Consider the following 22501-nt stretch of genomic DNA (forward strand, 5'->3'; position numbering starts at 1 on the left):
CTGCGCCCCGGTGCATGATCAGGATCCGGAGGAGCCATGCCCGAACCAGAATTTTTCGAGACCGCCACGGGCCGCTGCCTGGCCTTTCACCGCACCGGCGGTGCGGGTCCGGGCGTCATCTTTCTCGGCGGATTCAAATCCGACATGGAGGGCACCAAGGCGCTCTGGCTTGAGGACCGGGCGCGCGAGCGGGGTCGTGCCTTTCTGCGGTTCGATTATTCGGGGCATGGCCAATCCTCGGGGGCGTTCACCGAAGGCTGTATCGGTGATTGGGCCGAAGATGCGCGCAGGGCGCTGGAGGGGCTGACCACGGGGCCGCAAATCCTTGTCGGGTCCTCCATGGGGGGCTGGATCGCGCTCTTGCTGGCGCGCGCCTTGCCGGACCGGGTGGCGGGGCTTGTGACCATCGCCGCCGCACCGGATTTCACCGAGGACTCGATGTGGGCCGGGTTCGACGCCGCACAGCGCGAGGCGTTGATGACCAAGGGACAGGTTGCGTTGCCGTCGGAGTATGGCGAGCCCTATGTCATCACCCGCCGCCTGATCGAGGAGGGGCGCGGGAATCTCGTGCTGCGCACGCCGCTCGCCCTGCCGTTTCCGGCGCGGTTCCTGCAAGGGACGGCGGACCGGGATGTGGATATGTCAGTCGCGCTGCGCCTGCTGGACCATGCAAAGGGGCCGGACATGCGCCTGACGCTGGTCAAGGGGGCCGACCACCGGTTTTCCGATCCCGACTGCCTCGCGCTCATCGGTGCGGCGGTGGACGAGGTCACGGCGCGGGCGACAAAGGCGTGATGCGCTGGATCGGGCGCGCGCTTCTTGCCCTTGCCGTCCTTGTCGCAGCGGGGCTTGTCCTTGCCCCGAAAGAGCCGCTCGAAATGCCACCCGCCTTCGAGCCGCGCCGCTTTGGCGAAGGCATCGGCGTCTATCTGGAGGCGATGGAATCGCGCTTTGACGACATCCGCCCCGACAGCCACAAGCGCGTGATCTGGGCGGGCGAGCAGGAGACGCGCACAGCCCTCTCCATCGTCTATTTTCACGGGTTTTCCGCGTCGTCACAGGAAATCCGGCCGGTGCCGGACCTGCTGGCGCAGGCCTTCGGCGCCAATCTCGTCTATACCCGGTTTCGCGGTCACGGGCGCGACAGTGACGCCATGGGAGAGGCGAGCGCCTCGGACTGGCTTGCCGATGCCGCCGAGGCGCTGGCGGTCGCGCGCGCGACTGGCGAACGGGTGGTGATCCTTGCCACATCGACCGGCGCGACGGTCGCGGCGGTGGCCTTGCAGGACCCGGCCTTGCGCGAACAGGTGGCGGGCGTCATTTTCGTGTCGCCCAATTTCGGGATCAACAATCCGCTGGCCCCGCTGCTGACATGGCCCGGCGCGCGTCACTGGCTGCCGCTTTTGGCCGGTGACCGCCGCAGCTTCGAGCCACGCAACCCCGAACAGGCCGCCGAATGGACGACCGAATACTCGAGCATTGCCGTCTTTCCCATGGCGGTGCTGGTGGCCCATGCCCGCAGGCTCGATTTTTCCGCGATGACGCTGCCCGCGCTGTTCTATTATTCCGACGATGACAGGGTCGTGCGCCCCGATCTCACAGACAAGGTTGTGGCCCGATGGGGCGGGCCGGTCACGCGCATCGCACCTGATCTCGGGCCTGAGGACGATCCCTTTGCCCATGTCATCACCGGCGACATCATGTCACCCGGCACCACGGACGCAGCGGTGCAGACCATGACCGAGTGGCTTGCGCCGATCCTCGCGCGATAGGGCTTGCCCTTGTCCGCGCGCAGGTGTCATGCTGATGGCCAAGGGGCGCAGATCCCCGGAGTAGAGGCCATGTCGATGAACAGTGATCCGGTTGTTTTTCTACCCGGCATGATGTGCGACGCGCGCCTCTTTGCGCCGCAGATTGCCGATCTGAGCCGTGACACGGCCGTGACTGTCGCGCCGATCACCTGCGGCGAGCGGATCGAGGAAATCGCATCGAACCTGCTCGATCTCCTGCCCGCGCGCTTTGCGCTGGCGGGGCTCTCGATGGGTGGCATTGTTGCCATGGAACTCCTGCGGCGAGCGCCGGAGCGCATCACCAAACTCGCGTTGATGGATACCAACCCGCTGGCCGAAACCCCGCAATCCGCCGCCGGATACGAGCCGTTTGTCGCCAAGCTGCGCGCAGGGCTGATGTCCGAGGCGGTGGCGATGATGCTGGGCGGAGATGTTCTGGCACCGGGGCCTGCGCGCGCCGAGGTGCTGGCGCTGGCCGCGCTGATGGCGCAGGGGCTGGGGGCGGAGGCCGTCATCCGCCAAGTGCGCGCGCTGCAACGGCGGCGGGATTATCAGGGCACTCTGAGGCGCTGCAAGGTGCCCACGCTGATCCTGTGCGGGGCCGAGGATCGGCTCACGCCGCCGCGCCGCCATGAATTCATGGCCGGGCTGATGCCCAATGCGCGGTTGGTCACCGTCGAGGGTGCCGGACACCTGCCCGTTCTGGAGCAGCCCCAGATCGTCATCGCCGCACTGCGCGGCTGGCTGGCGCAACCGCTCGTGCTGCAAAACCGGGTTCGCGCCTGACGGGTCAGGCGCGCGCGGTGTTGCGGTTGGCGGGTTGCGGTGCGGCCTTGGCCGCGTTCTGGTCGATGAAATCGAGCACCAGCGGGCGGATGTTGTTGCGCCACGACCGGCCCGCGAAGATACCGTAATGGCCCGCCTCCGGCTCGATGTAATTGGCCTTCATGTGATCGGGCACGCCGGTGCACATATCAAGCGCGGCGACGCATTGGCCGGGCGCGGAAATGTCGTCCTTGCCGCCCTCCACGGTCTTGATCGCGACACGGGTGATCTTGCCGATATCGACTCGGTGGCCGTCCACCACAAAGCGGTTCTGCGCGATTTCCAGCCCCTTGAACACACGTTCGACCGTCGAGAGGTAAAACTCGGCGGTCATGTCCATCACCGCCAGGTACTCGTCATAAAAGCGGTTATGGGCGTCGTTGTCGCTGGCCTCGCCCTGCGCCACGCGCACGATCTGATCGGTGAATGCCTTGGAGTGCCGCTCGGCGTTCATCGACATGAAGGAGGCGAGTTGCAGAAGGCCGGGATAGACCATGCGCCCGACACCCTTATGGGAAAAGCCGACACGCTGGATCATCATCTCTTCGAGCTGGCCCATGGTCACACGGCGACCAAAATCCGTCACGTCGGTGGCCGCCGCATCGGGGTTGACCGGCCCGCCGATGAGAGTGAGGGTGCGCGGCTGCGCCTCGGGGTCAAGCTCTGCGAGATAGGCGGTGGCCGCCAGCGTCAGCGGCGCGGGCTGACAGACGGCGATCACGTTGATATCGGGACCGAGTGCCTTCATGAAATCGACAAGATAGAGGGTGTAATCCTCGATATCGAACTTGCCCTCGGAGACCGGGATATCGCGCGCGTTATGCCAGTCGGTGACATAGACCTCGCAATTGACGATCAGCGATTTGACGGTCGAGCGCAGCAGCGTGGCGTAATGACCCGACATGGGCGCGACCAGCAGGATCTTGCGCGGCTGTTCCGGGCGGCCCGAGACGTTGAAGTGAATGAGATCGCCGAACGGCCGAGAGACGACGGTCTCGATGTTCACCAGATGGTCGCGCCCGTCCTCGTGCGTAAAGGTGCGGATGCCCCAATCGGGCTTGGCCACCATGCGCTCGAACGTGCGTTCCGTGACCTGACCCCAGGCAGACATCCATTGAAAAGCAGGATTTGGCACCATGCTGAAAAGCGGATAGGATGCGAATGACAGCGCGGAGGCCCCCAGCCATTGGTTTGCATTGCGGAAAGATTCCATCAGGTCATAGGTTGCCATCTGGCGCATGATCGTCTCCTTGAGAGGGAGTGGGCGGAAAATTTACCGCGGTCGAGTCTCCGGCATGAGAACCGTATGCTGCATAGCAGAAATTGTTAAGGGGAAATGTAAAAAATGACAACCGAGACCGAAGTCGCAGGTAAAAATGTCGATAAGCTCAACGAAAACCTTGCGAAAGTCGAAGAGTTGTCGCAGCGCTTCATCAAGGCGCTGGCCTCACGCAATCCCGCGAATCCCACGCTAAGCGCCCCCTCGCAGGAGCTTTTCGTCAAGGCGGCCCAATCTTACTGGTCTGAAATGATTGAGAATCCGGGGCGGATTTACGAACAGCAACTGGAATACTGGGGCAAGTCCGTGCGCCATTTCCTGGATGCCCAACAGTTGTTGATCCGCGGCACCCCGGTCGAGGAGGAAGGGCCCGATCCTCTGGAAGGGGACAAGAGATTCGCCAACCCGCTGTGGAACAGCCACCCGTATTTCCGTTACATCAAGCAGCAATACGCCCTGAATTCACAGGCCATCGAACATGCCCTCGACGACATCGAGGAGGACCTGCCGCCCAAGGAGCGCAAGCGGCTCGATTATTTCGCCCGGCAGATCATCGACATGATGTCGCCCACCAACTTTCTGAGCACGAACCCCGACGCGCTTGAACGCGCCGTGGCGACCGAGGGCGAGAGCCTTGTGAAAGGGCTGGAGAACCTGATTGCCGATCTGGAGGCCAACAGCGGCGAACTGGTCGTGCGGCTGGCCGATGACCGCGCGTTCGTTCTGGGCGAGAACATCGCCACCACGCCCGGAGAGGTGGTCTATCGCAATCACATGATGGAACTGATCCAATATGCCCCCGCGACAGATGAGGTTCATGCCACGCCGATCGTGATCTTCCCGCCCTGGATCAACAAGTTCTACATTCTCGATCTCAAGCCCGAGAACAGCCTGATCAAATGGATCACCGAACAGGGCTACACGCTCTTCGTGGTCAGTTGGGTCAATGCCGATGCCAGCCATGCCGATATCGGCATGGATGATTACATCGAGGACGGGTTCCTGACCGCCATCCGGGAGGTCAAGGCGATCACCGGCGAGAAACAGGTCAATGCCGTGGGGTATTGCATCGCGGGCACGACGCTGCATCTCACCCTCGCGCTGATGGCCAAACGCGGCGACAAATCCGTGAAATCGGCCACCTTCTTCACCGCGCTCACCGATTTCTCGGAGCAGGGCGAATTCACCCCCTTCCTGCAGGACGATTTCATCGACGGTATCGAGAAAGAGGTCTCGGCGCAGGGCGTGCTGCGCTCCTTCATACTGGGACGCACCATGTCCTTCCTGCGGTCGCGCGATCTGATCTATCAACCCGCCGTGCGCCACTACATGATGGGCGAGGCCCCGCCCGCCTTCGATTTGCTCTACTGGAACGGTGACGGCTCCAACCTGCCGGGACGGATGACGGTGCAATATCTGCGCGGCCTGTGTCAGGGCAACGAATTCGTCGAGGGCGGAATCGAGCTTTGTGGCGAGCGGCTGCATGTCTCGGATGTGAAGGTGCCGCTGATGTCGGTCACTTGCGAAGGCGACCATATCGCGGCGTGGAAGGATTGCTATCGCGGCTTTCAGCAGACAGGTGCCAGGGACCGCACCTTCATCGTATCGGAATCCGGCCATATCGCGGGGATCGTCAACCCGCCCGCCAAGAAGAAATACGGCCACTACACCAATGACGACCTGAGCGGGAACGCCGATGCCTGGCTGGCGGGCGCGGCCCGGCACGAGGGCTCGTGGTGGCCGCGATGGGAGGCGTGGCTGGCCAAGCGCTCGGGCAAGATGATCCCCGCCCGCGACCCGGGCGATTCGGAGCACAAACCCCTCGCCCCGGCCCCCGGAACCTATGTCCGGAAAAAGGCAACCATCTGATCGCACGGATAAATCCGGACTCCATGACAGTTTTGCTGCACCGCAGAAAAAATCCTTGAAATGCTGCGGTGCAGCACGTATATTCCTCTCAGTTGCACAACACAGCGGATGCCCCGCTCCAACTGAAAGGACTACGATCATGACCAAGACCCAGGACTTCACCGCCGTGTTCAAAGATTTCCTCGGCGCGTTCCCGGTTGACACCAAGGCGTTCGAGGACTCCTTCAAGAACCAGGCCGCCCTGAACGAGAAGCTGTCGGGCGTTGCCCTTTCGGCTGCCGAGAAGTCGGCTGAAATCTCGAGCAAATGGACCAAGGAAACCCTGGCCAAGCTGGCCGAGATGTCCAAAGCCAAGACCGAGCCGGCAGACTACGCCAAGGCGATGACCGATTTCGCATCGGCCAATGCCGAAGTGGCCGCCGAGCACCTCGCCGCCTATGCCGAAGTCGCGAAAAAAGTGCAGGCCGAGACCGTCGAACTGCTTCTCGCCGCTGGCAAGAACATCCAGGAAGAAGCCGCCAGCGCCGTCAAGAAAGCCGCTGACGACGTGACCGCCGCGACCAAGAAAGCGACCACCGCCGCCAAGTAATCGGCCACGGTCGGAGTTGCCGGACTGTCCCATTCCCCTCCCAAGCGGGACAGGATCCGTGCAGGGCGAGCCAATGCGGCTCGCCCTTTCTTTTTGCCGCGCACGCAGCTAAGCTGCAATGCAGCGCTGCACACCCTGGGAGGGTTCCCTTTGGCCGATACGAAAAAACCGCTGCTGATCAAACGCTATGCCAGCCGCCGCCTCTACAATACCGAGACCTCGGATTACGTGACGCTCGAGGATATCGCCTCGTTCATCCGAGAAGGGCGCGAGGTTCAGATCATCGACCTCAAGTCAGGCGATGACCTGACACGTCAATACCTGCTCCAGATCATCGCCGAACACGAGAGCCGCGGCGAAAGCGTGCTGCCCATCAACGTGCTCACCGATCTGGTGCGCAGTTACACGACGCAGGCCACCAGCGTGGTGCCCGAATTCCTTGCCGCCAGCTTCGAGATGCTGCGCGACGGACAATCCAAGCTGCTCCAGAACATGACCAAGGCCAACCCGCTCGCCGCCATGCCGGGCATGGAGGCGATGCGCGCCCAGCAGGAGGCCTTCATGAAGGCGATGACGGGCGGCTTTGGCGGCCTGTCCGGGACCGGACCGAAGCAGGAGACCGGCGACGAAGGCGAAGATCTCGACTCGATCCGCAAGCAGCTTGCCGAATTGCAGGCCAAGCTGTCGAAAATCGACAAGTAGGCCGCGATGGCCGAGGGTCGGGGGCGGATCACCCTCTGGGGCATAGAGGTGTTCATGGCCGCCGCCGACGAGCGGTCCATTTCCGCTGCCGCCCGCCGTCTCGGGTCCAGCCCTTCGGCGGTGAGCCAGCAACTCACCAATCTCGAGGGTGCGGTGGGGGCCACGCTCCTGCAACGCAACGCGCGCCCGATCCGTCTCACGCCCGCAGGCGAGATCATGCACCGGCGGGCCCGCGCCATCCTCGACGAGGCGGCACAGGCCCGCGCCGAACTTGCCATGTCGCATCTCTCGACGCTGACGCGATTCCGTCTCGGCACGATCGAGGATCTGGAGGCCGATGTAACACCGCATCTGCTCACCCATATGGCGGGCGATCTCAAGGGGTGTCAGTTCCTTCTGGAAACCGGGGCCAGCCATGACCTCTATGACCAGCTTGACGCGCGCGCGCTCGACATCATCGTGGCGTCGGAACTGGGCGACGGTGATGACTGGACCGAGGTGCATCCCGTCTTGCGCGAATGTTTCGTGGTGGTCGCCCCCAAGGGCGCGATCCGCCCCGAACGCGAGCTTCTGCGCGAGTTGAAGCGCCTGCCGCTGATCCAGTATACGCAGCGGCATTACATGGGCCGCCTCATCTCGGCGCATATGGCACGCGAGGGGCTGAGCCTGCCCTACCGGTTCGAACTGGACAGCTACCACTCCATCCTTGCGCTGGTGGGACAGGGGGCGGGCTGGTCGGTCCTGACGCCTCTGGCGCTCATGCGGGCACGCCGCTTTGCCGATCAGATCGACGTGATGGAACTGCCGCTGCCCCCCCTCACCCGCACGATCAGCGTGATCGCGCGCAAGGGCATCCTGCAGGACATGCCCGCACGGATCGCGGCGCGGCTCAAACCGGTGTTGCAGGAGGCCGTTGTCGCACCGGCCATCGCGCGCCATCCGTTCCTCGCCTCGGGGCTGACGCTGCTATGACCCGCGCCGCTCGGCAAAGAACCGCGTGAGCAGCGCCTCCGCTTCGCCCGCGCCGATCCCGTCATAGACCTCCGGCACGTGGTGACATTGCGGATGCGAAAACACCCGCGCCCCTTGCGCCACGCCGCCCGATTTCGGATCGCCCGCCCCGTAATAAAGCCGCGAGATCCGCGCAGCCGAGAGCGCCGCCGCGCACATCGCGCATGGCTCCAGCGTCACGTAAAGATCATGACCGGGCAAGCGTTCCGATCCGGCCGCCGCACAGGCCTGCCGCAGCGCGAGGATCTCCGCATGTGCCGTCGGATCGCTCAATTCCCGCGTCCGGTTGCCCGCCCGCGCCACGATTTCCCCCGAGGGCGCCACCACCACAGCCCCCACGGGCACCTCGCCGCGGCGGGCGGCGGCCAGCGCCTCGTCCAGCGCGGCGTGCATATGGCTGCGAAACACCATGTGGGCTTGTCGCCCGCGCGCGGCCCTTTCGCAAGCCCCGGCTTTGCGCTATGGCCGCGTCCATGAACAGCACCCCCCCAGAAGGCGAGCGTATCGCCAAGGTCATCGCCCGGTCGGGCCGCGCCAGCCGTCGCGAGGCCGAACGCCTCATCGCCGAGGGCCGCGTCACCGTGAACGGCGCGAAAATCACCTCGCCCGCGCTCAATGTCACCGCCGCCGATCAGATCGTGGTGGACGGGATTGCGCTTGCCGCGCCCGAACCCGCCCGCCTCTGGCTCTACCACAAGCCCAAGGGGCTCGTGACCACCAGCCGCGACGAAAAGGGCCGCCCCACCATCTATGACGACCTGCCCGGGGACATGCCCCGCGTGATCAGCGTCGGCCGGCTCGACCTCAATTCCGAGGGGCTGTTGCTGCTGACCAACGATGGCGAACTCAAACGGCGTCTGGAACTGCCTTCGACCGGCTGGCTGCGCCGCTACCGTGTGCGCGTCAACGGCACGCCGTCGGATGCCACATTCGAGCCATTGCGCAAGGGACTGACCCTCGACGGCGAGCGCTTCCAGCCGATGACCGTCACGCTCGACCGTCAGAAAGGCGCCAATGCCTGGGCCACGGTGTCCATCCGCGAGGGCAAGAACCGCGAGATCCGCCGCGCGATGGAGGCGCTGGGGCTGGTGGTCAACCGGCTCATCCGCCTTTCCTACGGCCCGTTTCAGCTCGGCAAGCTCGACCCCGGCGCGGTCGAGGAAATCCGCGCCCGCGTGCTGCGCGACCAGCTTGGCCTCACCGCCCCCGACGCGCCCGCGCCGCTCAAGCCCAAACCCAAACCGCAGCGCAGCCGCCGCCCGCGCGCCTGATTTCTTCTGGCCTGAAATATCCCGGGGGTGTGGGGGCTGGCCCCCACTTGACCCTGCGTGTGGGGGCTGGCCCCCACTTTACCATGCGTGTGGGGGCTGGCCCCCACGCCGCGCTCAGAGGTCAATCGCCGCCATCACCTCCGGCTCGACCACCTCGACCCCCGGCAAGGCCGCCACCAGCGCTGCCGCCGATTGTTCGAGGATCGGGAAGGTGCGGTAATGGCACGGGATCACCACCTTGAAATCGAAAAAGGTCCTGGCGGCATAGGCGGCACGCGCCATGTCCATTGTAAAATGCCCGCCCGCGCAGAGGATGCCGATATCGGGCGCGTGCAGGGCGTTGAACACGCCCATATCGGCCATCACGTCGGTGTCGCCCGAGAGATAGATCACCCGGCCTTCCCCGGCGACCATGTAGCCGCATTCGCTGCCCGTCACCTGTGGGCCGTCGGGCGTGGCGATCGAGGTGGAGTGCGTCGCGTGCACCATCGTCACCTTGACGCCAGCCAGATCGACCGTGCCACCCTTGTTGAAGCCCACGGTCTCGATCCCCTCCCTTTCGGCCCAGAAGGACATGAGGTCGTATTGCCCCACCACCGGCACGCCCAGCCGTTTGGCCAGCGGCAGCACATCGGCCACATGGTCGAAATGCGCATGCGTCAGCAGGATATGCGTGGCCCCTTCGGTTGCCGCCGCGTGGCTGTCCTCGGGCAGCATCGGATTGCCGTTGAGCCACGGATCAACAAGCAGGACCTGCCCGCCGATCTCGAGGCGGAACGAACTGTGGCCAAGCCAGATTATGCGCATTTGGGTCTCCCTTCCCCTTGTGTCGCGCATAGCCTAGCAGAGCTGTTGTCGTTGAAAACCCCCGCCCGCTTGCCTCTGCCGCGCCGCGCGGGTAAACGCATTCCGACCCGATCATGGAGCGCTGCATGTCCATCGACACCACAACCGCCGCCCGCGTGGCCAAGCTTGCGCGCATCCGCGTGGATGAGGCAGCACTTCCCGCGCTTGCGCAGGAATTCAACACCATTCTCGGCTTCATCGAGCAGTTGAACGAGGTTGATGTGACCGGCGTCGAGCCGATGACCTCCGTCACGCCGATGCGTCTCAAGCGCCGCGCCGATGTGGTGACGGATGGCGACCGGCAGGCCGCGATCCTGTCGAATGCGCCGGATGCGCGAGAGGGCTTCTTTGCCGTGCCGAAAGTGGTGGAATGAGCATGACCGATCTCAACACGCTGACCATTGCGGGCGCGCGCGACGCGCTGCGAAAGGGCGAGGTGACGAGCCTTGATCTGACCGAGGCGTGCCTCAAGGCCATCGAGGGAGCGGGCGCGCTGGGTGCCTTTGTCCACCACACACCGGATCTGGCGCGCGATCAGGCACGGGCGGCGGATGCGCGGCTCAAAGCGGGCGACGCGCCCGCGATGTGCGGGATTCCCCTCGGGATCAAGGATCTTTTCTGCACCAAAGGCGTGCCAAGTCAGGCGGCCAGCCGCATCCTGCAAGGGTTCAAACCGGAATACGAATCGACCGTCACCCAGAACCTCTTTGACGCAGGCGCGGTGATGCTGGGCAAGCTCAACATGGACGAATTCGCCATGGGGTCGTCGAACGAGACCTCGTGCTACGGCAATGTGGTCAACCCGTGGCGGCGCGGCAATGACGCCACGCCGCTCACGCCCGGCGGCTCATCGGGCGGTTCGGCCAGCGCCGTGGCCGCCGATCTCTGCCTTGCGGCGACCGGCACCGATACCGGCGGCTCGATCCGCCAACCAGCGGCCTTTGCAGGCATCACCGGCATCAAACCCACCTATGGCCGCTGCTCGCGCTGGGGCATTGTCGCCTTTGCCTCGTCGCTCGATCAGGCCGGTCCGATGACCAAATCGGTGCGCGACGCGGCGATCATGCTGGGGGCAATGTGCGGGCACGATCCCAAGGACAGCACCTCCGCCGATCTGCCCGTGCCGGATTTCGAGGCGATGCTGTCGGGCGACATTCGCGGCAAGGTGATCGGGATTCCGAAGGAATACCGAATGGACGGTATGCCCGCCGAGATCGAAACGCTCTGGTCCGAGGGTGCGGCGATGCTGCGCGACGCGGGCGCGGAGATTCGCGATATCAGCCTGCCGCATACCAGATACGCGCTGCCCGCCTATTACGTGATCGCGCCTGCCGAGGCCTCAAGCAATCTCGCGCGCTATGACGGGGTGCGCTATGGCCACCGCGCGAAGCTGGCGCAGGGCGACGGCATCACCGAGATGTATGAAAAGACCCGCGCCGAGGGCTTCGGGCCGGAGGTGCAGCGGCGCGTGATGGTCGGCACCTATGTGCTCTCGGCCGGGTTCTACGACGCCTATTACAACCGCGCGCGCCGCGTGCGCACGCTCATCAAGCGCGATTTCGAGGAGGTGTTCTCCGCCGGGGTCGATGCGATCCTGACGCCCGCCACGCCCTCGGCGGCCTTTGGTCTGGGCGAGATGGCAGAGGCCGATCCGGTGCAGATGTATCTCAACGACGTGTTCACCGTGACGGTGAACCTTGCGGGTCTTCCCGGCATCTCGGTGCCTGCGGGTCTGGACCGGCAGGGGCTTCCGCTTGGCCTGCAACTGATCGGTCGGCCTTGGGAAGAGGGCGATCTGCTCAACACCGCCTATGCGCTGGAGCGTGCGGCGGGGTTTGTGGCCAAGCCCGCGAAATGGTGGTAAGCCCAGTCCTGTCGGGTCGTTTTTAGGAAGTCGTCCATGCGCTCTCTCTCTCTTGTCGGTGTTCTTGCGGTGCTGGCCGCCTGTTCCCCTGCGATCCCCGATAGCGGCCCGGCCGTGGACCCCGGAGCCGGCGTGGGTTTCGGCAATTATCAGGATTATCAGCGCCAGAAGGCCGAGCGCGAGGCGGCGCTTGCGGGCGCGGCCCTGCCGCCGCCCAATGCGGTGTCCTCCGAACCGCTGGGCGCCAGCGCAGCCCCGGCGAGCGAGGCCGAGCGCCTGGCCGCCGACACCCGCGCCGCCCTCGGGGTCGATCCCGCAACGGGCCGCGAGATGGTGCAGGCCAGCCCCTCGAACCCGCCGCCTGCGGTGACCAACGCGGTGGGGATCTCGCAGGAGAATAGTTTCGACGCGGTCGGATCGGAACGCTCGATCGAGCAGGACGCGGCCCGGATCGCACAAAATCGCGCGCAATATCAGGTGGTTCAACCCGAGGCGATCGGCCCGCGCCCCGGCGATGTCGGCCCCAATGTCGTGGCCTATGCGCTGGCCACCAACCACCCGCGCGGCACCCAGATCTATCGCCGCGTCGGTGTCAATCTGCAAGCCAAGGCCGAGCGGGCCTGCCGCAGCTATCCGTCGCCCGATCAGGCACAACTCGACTTTCTGAGCCGGGGCGGGCCGGAGCGCGACCGTCTGGGGCTGGACCCCGATGGCGACGGCTATGCCTGTGACTGGGATCCCGCGCCGTTCCGCCGCGCGGTGCAGAACTGAGCGTGACGGAGGGGATGACGGGGGCGGTCCTAAGCCGCCCCTCGCCCAACCACGGCCCGCGCCGCGATGGCGCGCGCCCCGACCTGATCGTGCTGCACTACACCGCGATGACGAACGCCGAGGCCGCGCTCGAGCGGCTTTGTGATCCTGGGGCGGAGGTCTCGGCGCATTACCTGATCGCCGAAACCGGCACGATCTGGCACCTGGTGCCCGAAAACCTGCGCGCCTGGCACGCCGGGGCCGGACGATGGGGCCGGGTGCGCGATGTCAATTCGCGCTCCATCGGGATCGAGCTGGCCAATACCGGCGCGCACCCCTTTCCCGCACCGCAAATGTCGGCGCTGCGCGCGCTGATGGCCGGGATCATGGCGCGTTGGTCCATTCCTCCCGCCCGTGTCATCGCCCATTCCGACATGGCACCGCTGCGCAAATCCGATCCGGGACCGCGCTTTGACTGGCGCGGGCTGGCGCGTGACGGGCTGACGGTCTGGTCGGATGCCATGGACCAGGCATGCAATATGGGTGCGTTCCTGCGCGACGCCGGACGGTTTGGCTATGACATTGGCGACAACGCGCCCGAGACCGTGCTCAATGCCTTTCGCCTGCGCTTTCGGCCCTCGGCGCGCGGCCCGCTCGACAGCACCGATTGCGCGCGCATGGCCGATCTGGCCGCGCGCTTTCCCGTTGACCGGACAACGCCGACCGCCTAAATCGGGCAACGCGCGGAGGGCTGGATGGCCGCGACACGCCCGTGAGGGAGTGGCGAGGAAAGTCCGGACTCCACAAGACAACGGTGCCGGGTAACGCCCGGCCGGGGCAACCCGAGGGAAAGCGCCACAGAGAAGAGACCGCCCAGCGGGCCCGGCCTTGCCGACGCGGCTGGGCAAGGGTGAAACGGTGGGGTAAGAGCCCACCGCGGGACGGGCAACCGGACCGGCATGGCAAGCCCCACCGGGAGCAATGCCGAATAGGGACCGCGCGCGGGGCACTGGTCGGGCAACCGATACCGCCCGCAGGCCATGTCTTGGCCCGGCGGTCCGGGTAGGCAGCCAGAGGCGCGCGGGCAACCGCGCGTCAAGACGAATGGTCATCCAGGGAGGGTTTCCTCCTGGACAAAATCCGGCTTACAGGCCCTCCGCGCGCTCTTTTCATTTCTGCCGGGGGGATTAGAACCAAGGCCATGCCGTATCAGTGGAGCGCCCCGCCGCAAGGGGCACAGGACGACATCACGCTTACGCTCTGGCCGCACCGATCTTTGCCGCGGCGGGGCTTCGCGGGGTTTGTGCTGGCCACCTTCGTGCTGATCTGTATTCCGCTCTTGCCGCTCTTGGGCACGGTCGTGCTGTGGGGGTTGCTGCCGTTTTTGCTTCTTGCCGTCGGCGGCATCTGGTGGGCGCTTGAGGCCACCTATCGCAGCGCGCGGCTGAACGAGGTGCTGACACTCGGCCCTGATGAGGTGCATCTGCGGCGCGTGGAGGCCAGGGGCGAGGCGCGCGAATGGCAGTGCAACCGCTATTGGACGCGGGTGACACTGCATGTCACGGGCGGGCCGGTGGCGCATTACGTGACGCTTGCGGGCAATGGCCGCGAGGTCGAGATCGGCGCGTTTCTCTCGGAGGACGAGCGCAAGGCGCTCTATGCCGATTTGTGCAGGGCGCTGCCCGTGGTGCCACAAGCGGGTTGACGCTTCCTCCGGTCAGTACGGAACGGTAAAGAACCCGGCACGGGGGCCGGGTCCTTTATGTGGCGCCCGTGGTTCAGCGTTTCTCGATATCCACGTAATCGCGCAGCGTCGCGCCCTGATAGAGCTGGCGCGGGCGGCCGATCTTCATTTGCGGATCGGCGATCATCTCTTTCCACTGCGAAATCCAGCCGATCGTGCGCGAGACGGCAAAGATCGGCGTGAACATCGATGTGGGGAACCCCATCGCTTCGAGGATGATGCCCGAGTAGAAATCCACGTTCGGGAAGAGCTTCTTGTCGGCGAAATAGGGGTCGGCCAGCGCCTGTGCCTCCAACTCCTTGGCGACCTGAAGGATCGGGTTGTTCTCGACCCCCAGAAGCTCCAGCACCTCATCGGCGGATTGCTTCATCACCTTCGCGCGCGGATCGAAGTTCTTGTAGACGCGATGGCCAAAGCCCATCAGGCGGAACGGATCGTCCTTGTCCTTGGCGCGCGCGATGAATTCGGGGATGCGGTCGGGCGTGCCGATCTCGCGCAGCATCTCAAGGCACGCCTGGTTGGCGCCGCCATGCGCGGGCCCCCAGAGGCAGGCGATGCCCGCCGCGATGCAGGCAAACGGGTTGGCCCCCGACGACGACGCCAGCCGCACCGTCGAGGTCGAGGCGTTCTGCTCGTGATCGGCATGCAGGGTAAAGATCCGGTCCATCGCGCGGCTCAGGATCGGGTTGACCTCGTAATCCTCGGCGGGCACGGCAAAGCACATGCGCAGGAAATTCGACGCGTAGTCGAGATCGTTGCGCGGGTAGACGAAGGGCTGTCCAACCGAATACTTGAACGCCCAGGCCGCGATGGTCGGCATCTTGGCGATGAGCCGGATCGACGCCACCTCGCGCTGCCATTCGTCGCGCACATCGGTGCTGTCATGGTAGAAGGCCGACATCGCGCCGACCACGCCCACCATGATCGCCATCGGATGCGCATCGCGGCGGAAACCGCGGAAGAAATACTGCATCTGCTCATGCAGCATGGTGTGATTGGTCACACGGGCTTCGAAATCCTCAAGCTCGGCGGGCGAGGGCAATTCGCCGTAAAGCAGCAAATAGCAGACTTCGAGGAAATGCGATTTCTCGGCCAGTTGGTCGATGGGATAACCGCGATGCAGAAGCTCGCCCTTGTCACCGTCGATGAAGGTGATGGTGCTGTCGCAGCTTGCCGTCGAGGTGAAGCCCGGATCGTAGGTGAACACCCCGGCAGTGCCATAGAGCTTGCGGATGTCGATCACGTCCGGCCCTGCGGTCGGTGAGAAGATCGGCAAGTCATAGGTCTTGCCGTCGATTTCCAGCTTTGCGGATCTTTTCTCGTCAGACATCAGGGGTCCTCCCTTGCAGCGACCGAAAGCGCGCGGAGTGCGCCCCGGACCGGGTAAGTGTCATGCCTGCCCGAGGATCAATCCCCGACGCAGGCGGCATCGGTCAGCCGGGCGGTGGTTTCGTCCCGCCCAAGGACCAGCATCATGTCGAACACGCTCGGTGTCGCGGTTCGGCCCGCGAGCGCGGCCCGCAGAGGGCCGGCAAGCTTGCCGAACTTCATTCCATGGTCTTCGGCGAATTGGGTTACCAATTCCTCAATACCGTCACGCGTCCACGTAGCATTTTGCAACTGCGGCGTCAATTCTCTCAGTATACCACGGGATACATCACCGAGATGCACCGCTGCCGCCGCTTCCGGCACGACGGGGCGTTCGGCAAGAATAAAGGTCGCTTTGTCAAGAAGTTCGGGGAATGTCTTGGCACGCTCCTTCAGACAATACAGGCCCCGTTCCAGCAAGGACATCTTGGCTTCGGAGAGCGGCGGCTGATCGGTCGCAGCGAGGAATCCCCGCAATTCATGCAGCAGCGCAGCATCCTCCATCGCCGCGATATGCTGGCCGCAGAGATTCTCGAGCTTCTTGAAGTCGAGTCGCGCGGGCGATTTGCCGATTCCGGTGATGTCGAACCACGCCTGCGCCTCGGCATCGCCAAAGAACTCGGCATCGCCATGGCTCCAGCCAAGCCGCGCAAGGTAATTGCGCATCCCCGCCGCCGGATAGCCCATCTTCTGGTATTCCTCGACACCAAGAGCGCCGTGGCGCTTGCTGAGCTTCTTGCCGTCGGGGCCGTGAATGAGCGGGATATGCGCATAAACAGGCAGCGGCCAGCCCATGGCCTGATAGATCATCATCTGGCGCGCGGCATTGTTGAGGTGATCGTCGCCCCGGATCACATGCGTCACGCCCATATCGTGGTCATCCACCGCCACCGCCAGCATATAGACCGGAGTGCCATCGCTGCGTAACAGCACCATGTCATCAAGCTGGTCGTTGCGGATGGTGACATCGCCCTGCACCACATCGCGGATCACCGTTGCGCCTTCAAGCGGGGCCTTGATGCGGATCACGAAGGGCGCGTCGGGATGGGTGGCGGGATCGGCGTCACGCCAGGGACTGCGAAAGAGGGTCGAGCGGCCCTCGGCGCGGGCCGCCTCGCGCGCGGCCTCGATCTCCTCCTGCGTGGCAAAGCATTTATAGGCCTTGCCCGCCGTCAGAAGCTGATGCGCCACCTCGGCATGGCGGGGGGCGCGGGCAAACTGGCTCACCGCCTCGCCATCATGGTCAAGCCCCAGCCAGGCCAGCCCGTCGAGAATCGCGCGGCTCGCCTCGGGGGTGGAGCGGGCGCGGTCGGTATCCTCGATCCGAAGCAGGAATTTGCCGCCGCGCCCCCGCGCATAGAGCCAGTTGAAGAGGGCCGTGCGCGCGCCCCCGATATGCAGATATCCGGTGGGCGAGGGGGCAAAACGGGTCACGACCTGTTGCGACATGGGCAAGCTTAACCTTTTGGTAAGGATCATCGGGTGAGAATGCGTTCTGTGTATCGGCCCGCCGGGAGGGTGACAAGTGCGGCGCACCGCAGAGGGGATCGCGGCTGTCTGGCTCGCGCAGAGGGGGGCGCTCTTTCCATGGGTGCCGGTGCTGCTTTCGGTTGGGGTCGGCGGATATTTCGCCCTGTCACAAGAGCCGCCTGTCGCTGTGCTGGCGGTCTCGGGCGGGCTTGGCGCGGCCCTTCTCATGCTGGCGCTCTGGCGCGGGCGGGAATGGTCCGGGCCTCTGGGCGTGGCAGGGGCGAGCCTGCTCATCGGGTTTGCCATCGCCGGCGCGCGGGCGCACTGGGTCGCGGGGCCGGTGCTCGGCTGGCGGTATTACGGGCCGGTCGAGGGGCGGATCGTGGGGATCGACCGATCCGCGTCGGACGCGTTGCGCCTCACGCTCGACCGGGTGGTGTTGTCGCGGGTCGATCCGGTCCGTGTGCCGCACCGCGTGCGCGTCTCGCTCCATGACACGGGTGGGGTGGCGCCGATGGCCGGCTTGCGGGTGATGACCACGGCACATCTGGCCCCGCCTTCGGGACCGGTCGAGCCGGGCGGCTTCGACTTTCGCCGCCACGTCTGGTTTCAGGGAGTGGGCGCTGTCGGCTATGCCCGTGTGCCGCTGCTGGCGGTGGAAGAGCCGGAAGGCGGGCCGCGCGTTTTCGCGGCACGCATGGCGCTGGCCGATCATGTGCGCGCGCGGATGCCTGGGCAGGTCGGTGCCTTTGCCGCCGCGATCATGACGGGCGATCGTTCAGGCTTGTCGCAGGAGACGCTGGCGGCGATGCGCATTTCGAACCTTGCGCATCTGCTGGCGATTTCGGGTTTGCATATGGGCCTTGTGGCGGGCTTTGTCTTTGCCGCCACGCGTCTGGCGCTTGCGGCGATCCCGCGTCTTGCCCTGCGCTGGCCGGTCAAGAAACTCGCCGCCGCCGTCGCGGTCCTCGCAGGTGCGGGCTATCTTGCGCTGTCGGGCGGCAATGTGGCGACCGAGCGCGCCTTTGTCATGGTCTCGGTGATGCTGGTGGCGGTGATGCTGGAGCGACGCGCGCTCAGCCTGCGGGCGGTGGCCGTCGCGGCCGTGATCCTGCTCTGCCTGCGGCCCGAGGCGCTGCTTGGGCCGGGCTTTCAGATGTCCTTTGCCGCGACCGTGGCGCTGGTGGCGGTGTTCGGGTGGTTGAGGGATGCGCGCGTGCCCCTTGGGCCGCGCTGGCTGCGGCCCGTGCTGGCGGTGGTGATCTCCTCGGCGGTGGCAGGGGCGGCGACCGCTCCGGTGGCCGCCGCGCATTTCAATCAGATGGCGCAATACGGTCTTCTGGCCAATTTGCTGAGCGTGCCGCTCATGGGGGTGCTGGTCATGCCCGCCGCGGTGGTCGCCGCGTTGCTGATGCCCCTCGGTCTCGATTGGGTGCCGCTCTGGGTGATGGAGCAGGGGCTGCGCTGGATCCTTCATGTGTCGAACCGGGTGGCGGGGCTGGACGGTGCCCGCATCGCGGTGGTGGCACCGGGGGCATGGGTCCTGCCGCTGATGGCGTTTGGTGCGCTGACGGTCGTTCTGTGGCAGGGGCGCGGGCGCATTCTCGGCCTTTTGCCGGTGCTGGTCTCTGTCTGGCTCTGGTCCGGGGCAGAACGCCCGCGTCTTCTGGTGTCGGACACGGGGGGGCTTGTGGGGGTGATGACCGCGACAGGCCGCGCGCTGAGCAAGCCGCGCGGGGCTGGGTTCGCGGCGGGAAACTGGCTGGAGAACGATGGTGACGCCGCGGATCAGTCAGAGGCCCATGCCCGCTGGCGCAACGACATGCTCGATCCTCTTGGCGTGGTGCTGGTCTCGGGCAAGGCGGCAGCACGCGTGCCGCGCGACTGTGGCGGGGCCGACTTCGTGATCTTCACGGCAGATCCGGAAAATCCACCCATCGGCCCCTGTCAGGTGATCGCGCCGGAAACGTTGCGCCGCTCAGGCGCGCTCGCCCTCGTGGAAAAGGCGGGTGTGCTGCGTTTGCAGAGCGCCGCCGACATCACCGGACAGCGCCTGTGGTCGCCTCAATAGCTGCGGATCAGCCCTACAAGGCGGCCCTGCACGCGCACCATGTCCTCGGGCAGGACACGGGTTTCATAGGCCGGGTTCGCGGCCTCGAGCGCGATGGCGTTGCCGCGCCGGAAGAAGCGTTTGAGCGTTGCCTCCTGATCCTCGATCAGCGCCACGACGATATCGCCGTTATCGGCCACCGAGGTTTCGCGGATGATGACGACGTCGCCGTCGTTGATCCCGGCCTCGATCATCGAATCGCCTTTGACCTCGAGCGCGTAATGCGTGCCGCGTCCCGCAACCATATCACCGGGAACGGCGACGGTGTGGCTGACATGGGCGATGGCCTCGATCGGGACACCGGCAGCAATGCGCCCCATGACCGGCAGCGTCACCGCTGTCGCCGTCTCGACAGGCAGAGCATTGGCCGGTTGCGGCGCGCTCGGGCGATCGCCCTCGATCACGCGCGGGGTAAAGCCCGTGGCCGCGCCGCCAAGCGCCTCGGGCAGTTTTACGATTTCGAGCGCGCGGGCGCGATGCGCCAGACGACGAATAAAGCCCCGCTCCTCCAACGCCGTGATAAGACGGTGGATGCCCGATTTCGACCGCAGGTCCAGCGCCTCGCGCATTTCATCGAAACTGGGCGGCACGCCATCGCGCTGCACCCGTTTCTGAATGAACTCCAGCAAATCGAGCTGTTTTTTCGTCAGCATCTCGCCGTCCTCGCAATAAATTCTCTTTTGTTCTATTCTCGTTCTCTCTTTGTGTCAATCCGAACGTGAAGTGTTGAGACCAAAAGGGCATGGTGGAAGGCCTTTGGCGATGCAGCGTGACGATCTATTCCGAAGTAAATTACAGTCTATATTGTAGCATCCAATTTTCGGAAAACGGGGCGTTAAACACGCCTATAATGCCCTCTTGATCTGCCACAGGTTCCAACCCACCACGCCCCAGATGCCGACAGCGATCACGGCCACGGGCAGGACCGTTCCGGACCACCAATGCAGGCCTGCCGCGATGCAGACAGCGGCGAGGATGCGTGGCACCCACCACCATCTGCCAAGCCGCGCCTGCATCCAGCGCCAGAGCGGGTGCGTCTCGGTCACGCCGCAATTGAGGAATGCCCGCGTGGTCAGCACGTCTCCCAATTGCGCCAACCCGAAGACCACCCAGACGAGGATCTCAAGCTCGCTCATGCCATCGCCCCGAACCGCTCGGGAGGGGTGTAGCTGTCACATCCCGGAAGCTAGTATGGCTGCTTCCTGAACAACTGCGGCTTGAGTTTGTGCCAGTCTTTCATCGCCTGCAAGGGCGATTTGCTGCCCAGGGCTGATTGCGGGAGCTTCTGGTTATAGAGCTAGACATAGCGGTTCAGCGTGGTTTCCAGTTCCTCACCAGATCGGAAGTGGTGGCTTTGCAGCACCTCCTCGATCCGACCGTTGAAGCGTTCAACCATGCCGTTGGTTTGCGGCGACTTGGGCGGGGTCAGGCGATGCTCGATACCAAGTTCGGTGCAGAGCTTGTCGAACTCGTGATCGCCGGTTGCGGCGCGCTTGCGCAGGCCGAACAGGCGATCGGTGAACTCCTTGCCGTTGTCGGCCAGGATGGTGCGGATGCGGATCGGGCAGGCGCGCTCCAGGTCGCGCAGGAAGCGCCGCGCATTGGCCGCCGTCTTTGCCTTGAAGATGCGGATGAAGACCCAGCGGGTCGCGCGGTCGATGGCGACGAACAGATAACGCCGTGAGGTTTCATCAGCCATTTGAGGCAGATACTTCACGTCGATGTGGAGATAACCGGGCTCGTAAGCCTTGAAGCCACTGTGTTTCGGCCGCCCCGAGCGCGCGGCCCTCGCCATCGCGCCGCCATTGCGCGGCCCTCGCCAGAAACCAGCGCAGCGCGGGGGCACACCAGGCGAACACCTCGATCCCGTCCTCTCTGGCCGCGCCCTGGGCGGCCTTGACCATCGCATCGATCTGCGCCGGGCCAAGGCCGAAGGCCGCCATCTCGGCGCGAAACCTGTCGGGACCGGCGGCGGGGGTCGATTGCCTCAGCATCGCCTCCGCCGCCATGGTCAGTTTTTTGTCTCGATCCCCGCCGTCGCGCGCTGTTAGGCCCCGGCCAGCCCCAGCGCGATATAGCTGTAGCCCATCAGCTGCTCGCGCGCCGTCTCGGAGAAGGGCACGGGCTGGCCGTCGATATCGGTGATCCCCTCCCAGTCGAGCCAGACCTGCCGCATCGCCTCGCGCGGGTTGCTGGCCAGCGCCTGACGCTCCTCCTCCGGCAGGATCAGGAACTTGGCGCGAAAGCTCTGCACCTCGATCCCGTCCTCGCCGGGGGCGTTGACCTTGACCGTCGCCCAGGTCACCGGTCGCGGGGTGAAGCGGAAAGCGGTCATTGGGCGGTGATCCTGAATTCGTTGGTGGCGTCATCGCGCAGGTAGAGCAGATCGAACGTGGCGGTGACCTCGTTGCCCGCCGCGCCCTCGCGCGCCGCGCGCGCCATGTCCCGCGCGCCCGCGACCGAGCGATAAAGCCCCGCCGCCTCGATCCGGGCGATGATGGGGGGCGAGTTGCAGGACCGGCGCGCTCATTGGAACACCCCGCCGAAATAGGCCTCGACCGTGGCCGCGATATCGGCCTCGTCGCCCGCGTCGAAGCCCAGAAAGGGCCGCGCCGGGATCTCGACCTGATCGACCATGATGAACTGGCCGTTGGGCAGGAAGAACGCGAGCTTGGCCGCCGCGTCGCTCTTGTCCAGCGGCTCGATGAACGCGCCGAACTGGTGGGTGGCGGCACAGGGTTCGTTGCTGCCTACCTCGACCGATCGTGCCCCGGCCTCTCGCGTGATGCCTCTCTGCAACTGGCCAGTATCCACCACCTCGGTGTCGGGCACCGTGAACATCTGATCGGGCGGGAAATACGTCCACTTGAACTCAGGCGACATGACCGGCACGCGCGGCATCACCTGATCGGCGATGAAGGCAACATCCGGGCTGCGGTAGTTGACGGCAATCGCGGTCAGGACCGGATCGACGACAAAGGGGGTGGGGGTGCTCATGGAAGGGCTCCTTCAG

23 protein-coding genes, 1 other RNA gene and 1 pseudogene are annotated in these 22501 nt (G+C 65.2%); 15 read left to right on the forward strand and 10 right to left on the reverse strand.

Annotated elements, in window-relative coordinates; translation table 11 throughout:
* The first annotated feature begins 36 nt into the window (after positions 1–36).
* From ACSSV8_RS10405 to ACSSV8_RS10415, 3 genes are all read left to right on the forward strand, one after another.
* The gene (locus tag ACSSV8_RS10405) at positions 37–795 is read left to right on the forward strand and encodes an alpha/beta fold hydrolase (protein WP_354538722.1); all 759 of its coding nucleotides are present in this window, start codon (positions 37–39) and stop codon (positions 793–795) included.
* Positions 795–1772, forward strand: coding sequence for an alpha/beta hydrolase (locus ACSSV8_RS10410; RefSeq protein WP_454282403.1), 978 nt, complete (start codon positions 795–797; stop codon positions 1770–1772). The genes ACSSV8_RS10405 and ACSSV8_RS10410 overlap by 1 nt, the downstream gene beginning before the upstream one ends.
* A gap of 75 nt (positions 1773–1847) precedes the next feature.
* Complete coding sequence (locus ACSSV8_RS10415; RefSeq protein WP_454282404.1) at positions 1848–2576, forward strand: alpha/beta fold hydrolase; 729 nt, start codon at positions 1848–1850, stop codon at positions 2574–2576.
* Positions 2577–2580: 4 nt separating this feature from the next.
* Here the strand turns inward: ACSSV8_RS10415 and phaZ are convergent, their stop codons facing one another.
* Positions 2581–3855, reverse strand: a complete 1275-nt coding sequence (gene phaZ, locus ACSSV8_RS10420; RefSeq protein WP_354538723.1) for a polyhydroxyalkanoate depolymerase — start codon at positions 3853–3855, stop codon at positions 2581–2583.
* Between the two features lie 105 nt (positions 3856–3960).
* Here phaZ and ACSSV8_RS10425 point away from each other — a divergent pair, with 105 nt between their 5' ends.
* The 4 genes from ACSSV8_RS10425 (at position 3961) to ACSSV8_RS10440 (ending at position 8026) form a co-directional block, all read left to right on the forward strand.
* Positions 3961–5763 (forward strand): PHA/PHB synthase family protein, encoded by a 1803-nt coding sequence (locus tag ACSSV8_RS10425; RefSeq protein WP_354538724.1) that lies wholly within the window; start codon positions 3961–3963, stop codon positions 5761–5763.
* A 139-nt stretch (positions 5764–5902) separates the two neighbouring features.
* On the forward strand, positions 5903–6352 hold the full coding sequence (locus tag ACSSV8_RS10430; protein WP_354538725.1) for a phasin, PhaP: 450 nt from the start codon (positions 5903–5905) through the stop codon (positions 6350–6352).
* A 150-nt stretch (positions 6353–6502) separates the two neighbouring features.
* Positions 6503–7054 (forward strand): polyhydroxyalkanoate synthesis repressor PhaR, encoded by a 552-nt coding sequence (phaR, locus tag ACSSV8_RS10435; protein WP_354538726.1) that lies wholly within the window; start codon positions 6503–6505, stop codon positions 7052–7054.
* Positions 7055–7060: 6 nt separating this feature from the next.
* Positions 7061–8026 (forward strand): LysR family transcriptional regulator, encoded by a 966-nt coding sequence (locus tag ACSSV8_RS10440; protein ID WP_454282389.1) that lies wholly within the window; start codon positions 7061–7063, stop codon positions 8024–8026.
* Here the strand turns inward: ACSSV8_RS10440 and ACSSV8_RS10445 are convergent.
* Entirely contained in the window at positions 8021–8476 is a 456-nt protein-coding gene (locus tag ACSSV8_RS10445) for a nucleoside deaminase (RefSeq protein WP_354538728.1), read from the reverse strand. The two genes, ACSSV8_RS10440 and ACSSV8_RS10445, sit on opposite strands and share 6 nt — an antisense overlap.
* Positions 8477–8538: 62 nt before the next feature.
* Between ACSSV8_RS10445 and ACSSV8_RS10450 the strand changes: the two genes are divergently transcribed.
* A complete protein-coding gene (locus ACSSV8_RS10450; RefSeq protein WP_354538729.1) occupies positions 8539–9336 on the forward strand; it encodes a pseudouridine synthase in 798 nt (265 codons plus the stop codon).
* A 114-nt stretch (positions 9337–9450) separates the two neighbouring features.
* Here the strand turns inward: ACSSV8_RS10450 and ACSSV8_RS10455 are convergent, their stop codons facing one another.
* Positions 9451–10143, reverse strand: coding sequence for a metal-dependent hydrolase (locus ACSSV8_RS10455; protein WP_454282390.1), 693 nt, complete (start codon positions 10141–10143; stop codon positions 9451–9453).
* Between the two features lie 125 nt (positions 10144–10268).
* Between ACSSV8_RS10455 and gatC the strand changes: the two genes are divergently transcribed.
* The 6 genes from gatC (at position 10269) to ACSSV8_RS10485 (ending at position 14501) form a co-directional block, all read left to right on the forward strand.
* Positions 10269–10556 carry an Asp-tRNA(Asn)/Glu-tRNA(Gln) amidotransferase subunit GatC gene (gatC, locus tag ACSSV8_RS10460; RefSeq protein WP_354538731.1) on the forward strand — a complete coding sequence of 96 codons (288 nt, stop codon included), beginning with the start codon at positions 10269–10271 and terminating at the stop codon, positions 10554–10556.
* Positions 10557–10558: 2 nt separating this feature from the next.
* On the forward strand, positions 10559–12046 hold the full coding sequence (gatA, locus tag ACSSV8_RS10465; protein ID WP_354538732.1) for an Asp-tRNA(Asn)/Glu-tRNA(Gln) amidotransferase subunit GatA: 1488 nt from the start codon (positions 10559–10561) through the stop codon (positions 12044–12046).
* A gap of 36 nt (positions 12047–12082) precedes the next feature.
* Positions 12083–12817, forward strand: a complete 735-nt coding sequence (locus tag ACSSV8_RS10470) for a hypothetical protein (RefSeq protein ID WP_454282391.1) — start codon at positions 12083–12085, stop codon at positions 12815–12817.
* A gap of 14 nt (positions 12818–12831) precedes the next feature.
* Positions 12832–13527 (forward strand): N-acetylmuramoyl-L-alanine amidase, encoded by a 696-nt coding sequence (locus tag ACSSV8_RS10475; RefSeq protein WP_454282392.1) that lies wholly within the window; start codon positions 12832–12834, stop codon positions 13525–13527.
* 12 nt (positions 13528–13539) lie between these two features.
* An RNA gene (gene rnpB / locus ACSSV8_RS10480) (RNase P RNA component class A) lies at positions 13540–13960 on the forward strand.
* Between the two features lie 37 nt (positions 13961–13997).
* Complete coding sequence (locus ACSSV8_RS10485) at positions 13998–14501, forward strand: DUF2244 domain-containing protein (RefSeq protein ID WP_354538735.1); 504 nt, start codon at positions 13998–14000, stop codon at positions 14499–14501.
* Between the two features lie 73 nt (positions 14502–14574).
* Here the strand turns inward: ACSSV8_RS10485 and gltA are convergent, their stop codons facing one another.
* Positions 14575–15870, reverse strand: a complete 1296-nt coding sequence (gene gltA / locus ACSSV8_RS10490; RefSeq protein WP_354538736.1) for a citrate synthase — start codon at positions 15868–15870, stop codon at positions 14575–14577.
* Between the two features lie 77 nt (positions 15871–15947).
* Positions 15948–17357, reverse strand: a complete 1410-nt coding sequence (gltX, locus tag ACSSV8_RS10495; RefSeq protein ID WP_454282393.1) for a glutamate--tRNA ligase — start codon at positions 17355–17357, stop codon at positions 15948–15950.
* A 76-nt stretch (positions 17358–17433) separates the two neighbouring features.
* On the opposite strand from gltX, the gene ACSSV8_RS10500 reads away from it, so the two are divergent.
* Entirely contained in the window at positions 17434–19449 is a 2016-nt protein-coding gene (locus tag ACSSV8_RS10500; RefSeq protein WP_454282394.1) for a ComEC/Rec2 family competence protein, read from the forward strand.
* On the opposite strand, the gene lexA is transcribed toward ACSSV8_RS10500, so the two are convergent.
* The 5 genes and pseudogenes from lexA to ACSSV8_RS10525 form a co-directional block, all read right to left on the reverse strand.
* Positions 19443–20141, reverse strand: a complete 699-nt coding sequence (gene lexA / locus ACSSV8_RS10505; protein ID WP_454282395.1) for a transcriptional repressor LexA — start codon at positions 20139–20141, stop codon at positions 19443–19445. The two genes, ACSSV8_RS10500 and lexA, sit on opposite strands and share 7 nt — an antisense overlap.
* 192 nt (positions 20142–20333) lie before the next feature.
* A complete protein-coding gene (locus ACSSV8_RS10510; RefSeq protein ID WP_454282396.1) occupies positions 20334–20624 on the reverse strand; it encodes a hypothetical protein in 291 nt (96 codons plus the stop codon).
* 50 nt (positions 20625–20674) lie between these two features.
* Positions 20675–21250 (reverse strand): annotated as a pseudogene (locus ACSSV8_RS10515) (integrase core domain-containing protein); the annotation flags it as partial.
* 285 nt (positions 21251–21535) lie between these two features.
* Complete coding sequence (locus ACSSV8_RS10520; RefSeq protein ID WP_454282397.1) at positions 21536–21823, reverse strand: hypothetical protein; 288 nt, start codon at positions 21821–21823, stop codon at positions 21536–21538.
* Positions 21824–22014: 191 nt separating this feature from the next.
* Positions 22015–22485 (reverse strand): phage virion morphogenesis protein, encoded by a 471-nt coding sequence (locus ACSSV8_RS10525; protein WP_454282398.1) that lies wholly within the window; start codon positions 22483–22485, stop codon positions 22015–22017.
* Positions 22486–22501: the final 16 nt, after the last annotated feature.

This window comes from Roseovarius sp. MBR-79, assembly GCF_053628555.1.

Excerpts from the sequence above, each read along its gene's own strand:
- phaZ (WP_354538723.1), bottom strand. The coding sequence starts at position 3,855 with ATGCGCCAGATGGCAACCTATGACCTGATGGAATCTTTCCGCAATGCA.
- ACSSV8_RS10405 (WP_354538722.1), top strand. The coding sequence starts at position 37 with ATGCCCGAACCAGAATTTTTCGAGACCGCCACGGGCCGCTGCCTGGCC.
- gatC (WP_354538731.1), top strand. The coding sequence starts at position 10,269 with ATGTCCATCGACACCACAACCGCCGCCCGCGTGGCCAAGCTTGCGCGC.
- ACSSV8_RS10430 (WP_354538725.1), top strand. The coding sequence starts at position 5,903 with ATGACCAAGACCCAGGACTTCACCGCCGTGTTCAAAGATTTCCTCGGC.
- gltX (WP_454282393.1), bottom strand. The coding sequence starts at position 17,357 with ATGTCGCAACAGGTCGTGACCCGTTTTGCCCCCTCGCCCACCGGATAT.
- ACSSV8_RS10425 (WP_354538724.1), top strand. The coding sequence starts at position 3,961 with ATGACAACCGAGACCGAAGTCGCAGGTAAAAATGTCGATAAGCTCAAC.
- lexA (WP_454282395.1), bottom strand. The coding sequence starts at position 20,141 with ATGCTGACGAAAAAACAGCTCGATTTGCTGGAGTTCATTCAGAAACGG.
- ACSSV8_RS10410 (WP_454282403.1), top strand. The coding sequence starts at position 795 with ATGCGCTGGATCGGGCGCGCGCTTCTTGCCCTTGCCGTCCTTGTCGCA.
- ACSSV8_RS10470 (WP_454282391.1), top strand. The coding sequence starts at position 12,083 with ATGCGCTCTCTCTCTCTTGTCGGTGTTCTTGCGGTGCTGGCCGCCTGT.
- ACSSV8_RS10525 (WP_454282398.1), bottom strand. The coding sequence starts at position 22,485 with ATGAGCACCCCCACCCCCTTTGTCGTCGATCCGGTCCTGACCGCGATT.
- ACSSV8_RS10450 (WP_354538729.1), top strand. The coding sequence starts at position 8,539 with ATGAACAGCACCCCCCCAGAAGGCGAGCGTATCGCCAAGGTCATCGCC.
- ACSSV8_RS10440 (WP_454282389.1), top strand. The coding sequence starts at position 7,061 with ATGGCCGAGGGTCGGGGGCGGATCACCCTCTGGGGCATAGAGGTGTTC.
- gatA (WP_354538732.1), top strand. The coding sequence starts at position 10,559 with ATGACCGATCTCAACACGCTGACCATTGCGGGCGCGCGCGACGCGCTG.
- ACSSV8_RS10445 (WP_354538728.1), bottom strand. The coding sequence starts at position 8,476 with ATGGTGTTTCGCAGCCATATGCACGCCGCGCTGGACGAGGCGCTGGCC.
- ACSSV8_RS10520 (WP_454282397.1), bottom strand. The coding sequence starts at position 21,823 with ATGACCGCTTTCCGCTTCACCCCGCGACCGGTGACCTGGGCGACGGTC.
- ACSSV8_RS10485 (WP_354538735.1), top strand. The coding sequence starts at position 13,998 with ATGCCGTATCAGTGGAGCGCCCCGCCGCAAGGGGCACAGGACGACATC.
- ACSSV8_RS10455 (WP_454282390.1), bottom strand. The coding sequence starts at position 10,143 with ATGCGCATAATCTGGCTTGGCCACAGTTCGTTCCGCCTCGAGATCGGC.
- gltA (WP_354538736.1), bottom strand. The coding sequence starts at position 15,870 with ATGTCTGACGAGAAAAGATCCGCAAAGCTGGAAATCGACGGCAAGACC.
- ACSSV8_RS10475 (WP_454282392.1), top strand. The coding sequence starts at position 12,832 with ATGACGGGGGCGGTCCTAAGCCGCCCCTCGCCCAACCACGGCCCGCGC.
- ACSSV8_RS10510 (WP_454282396.1), bottom strand. The coding sequence starts at position 20,624 with ATGAGCGAGCTTGAGATCCTCGTCTGGGTGGTCTTCGGGTTGGCGCAA.
- ACSSV8_RS10415 (WP_454282404.1), top strand. The coding sequence starts at position 1,848 with ATGAACAGTGATCCGGTTGTTTTTCTACCCGGCATGATGTGCGACGCG.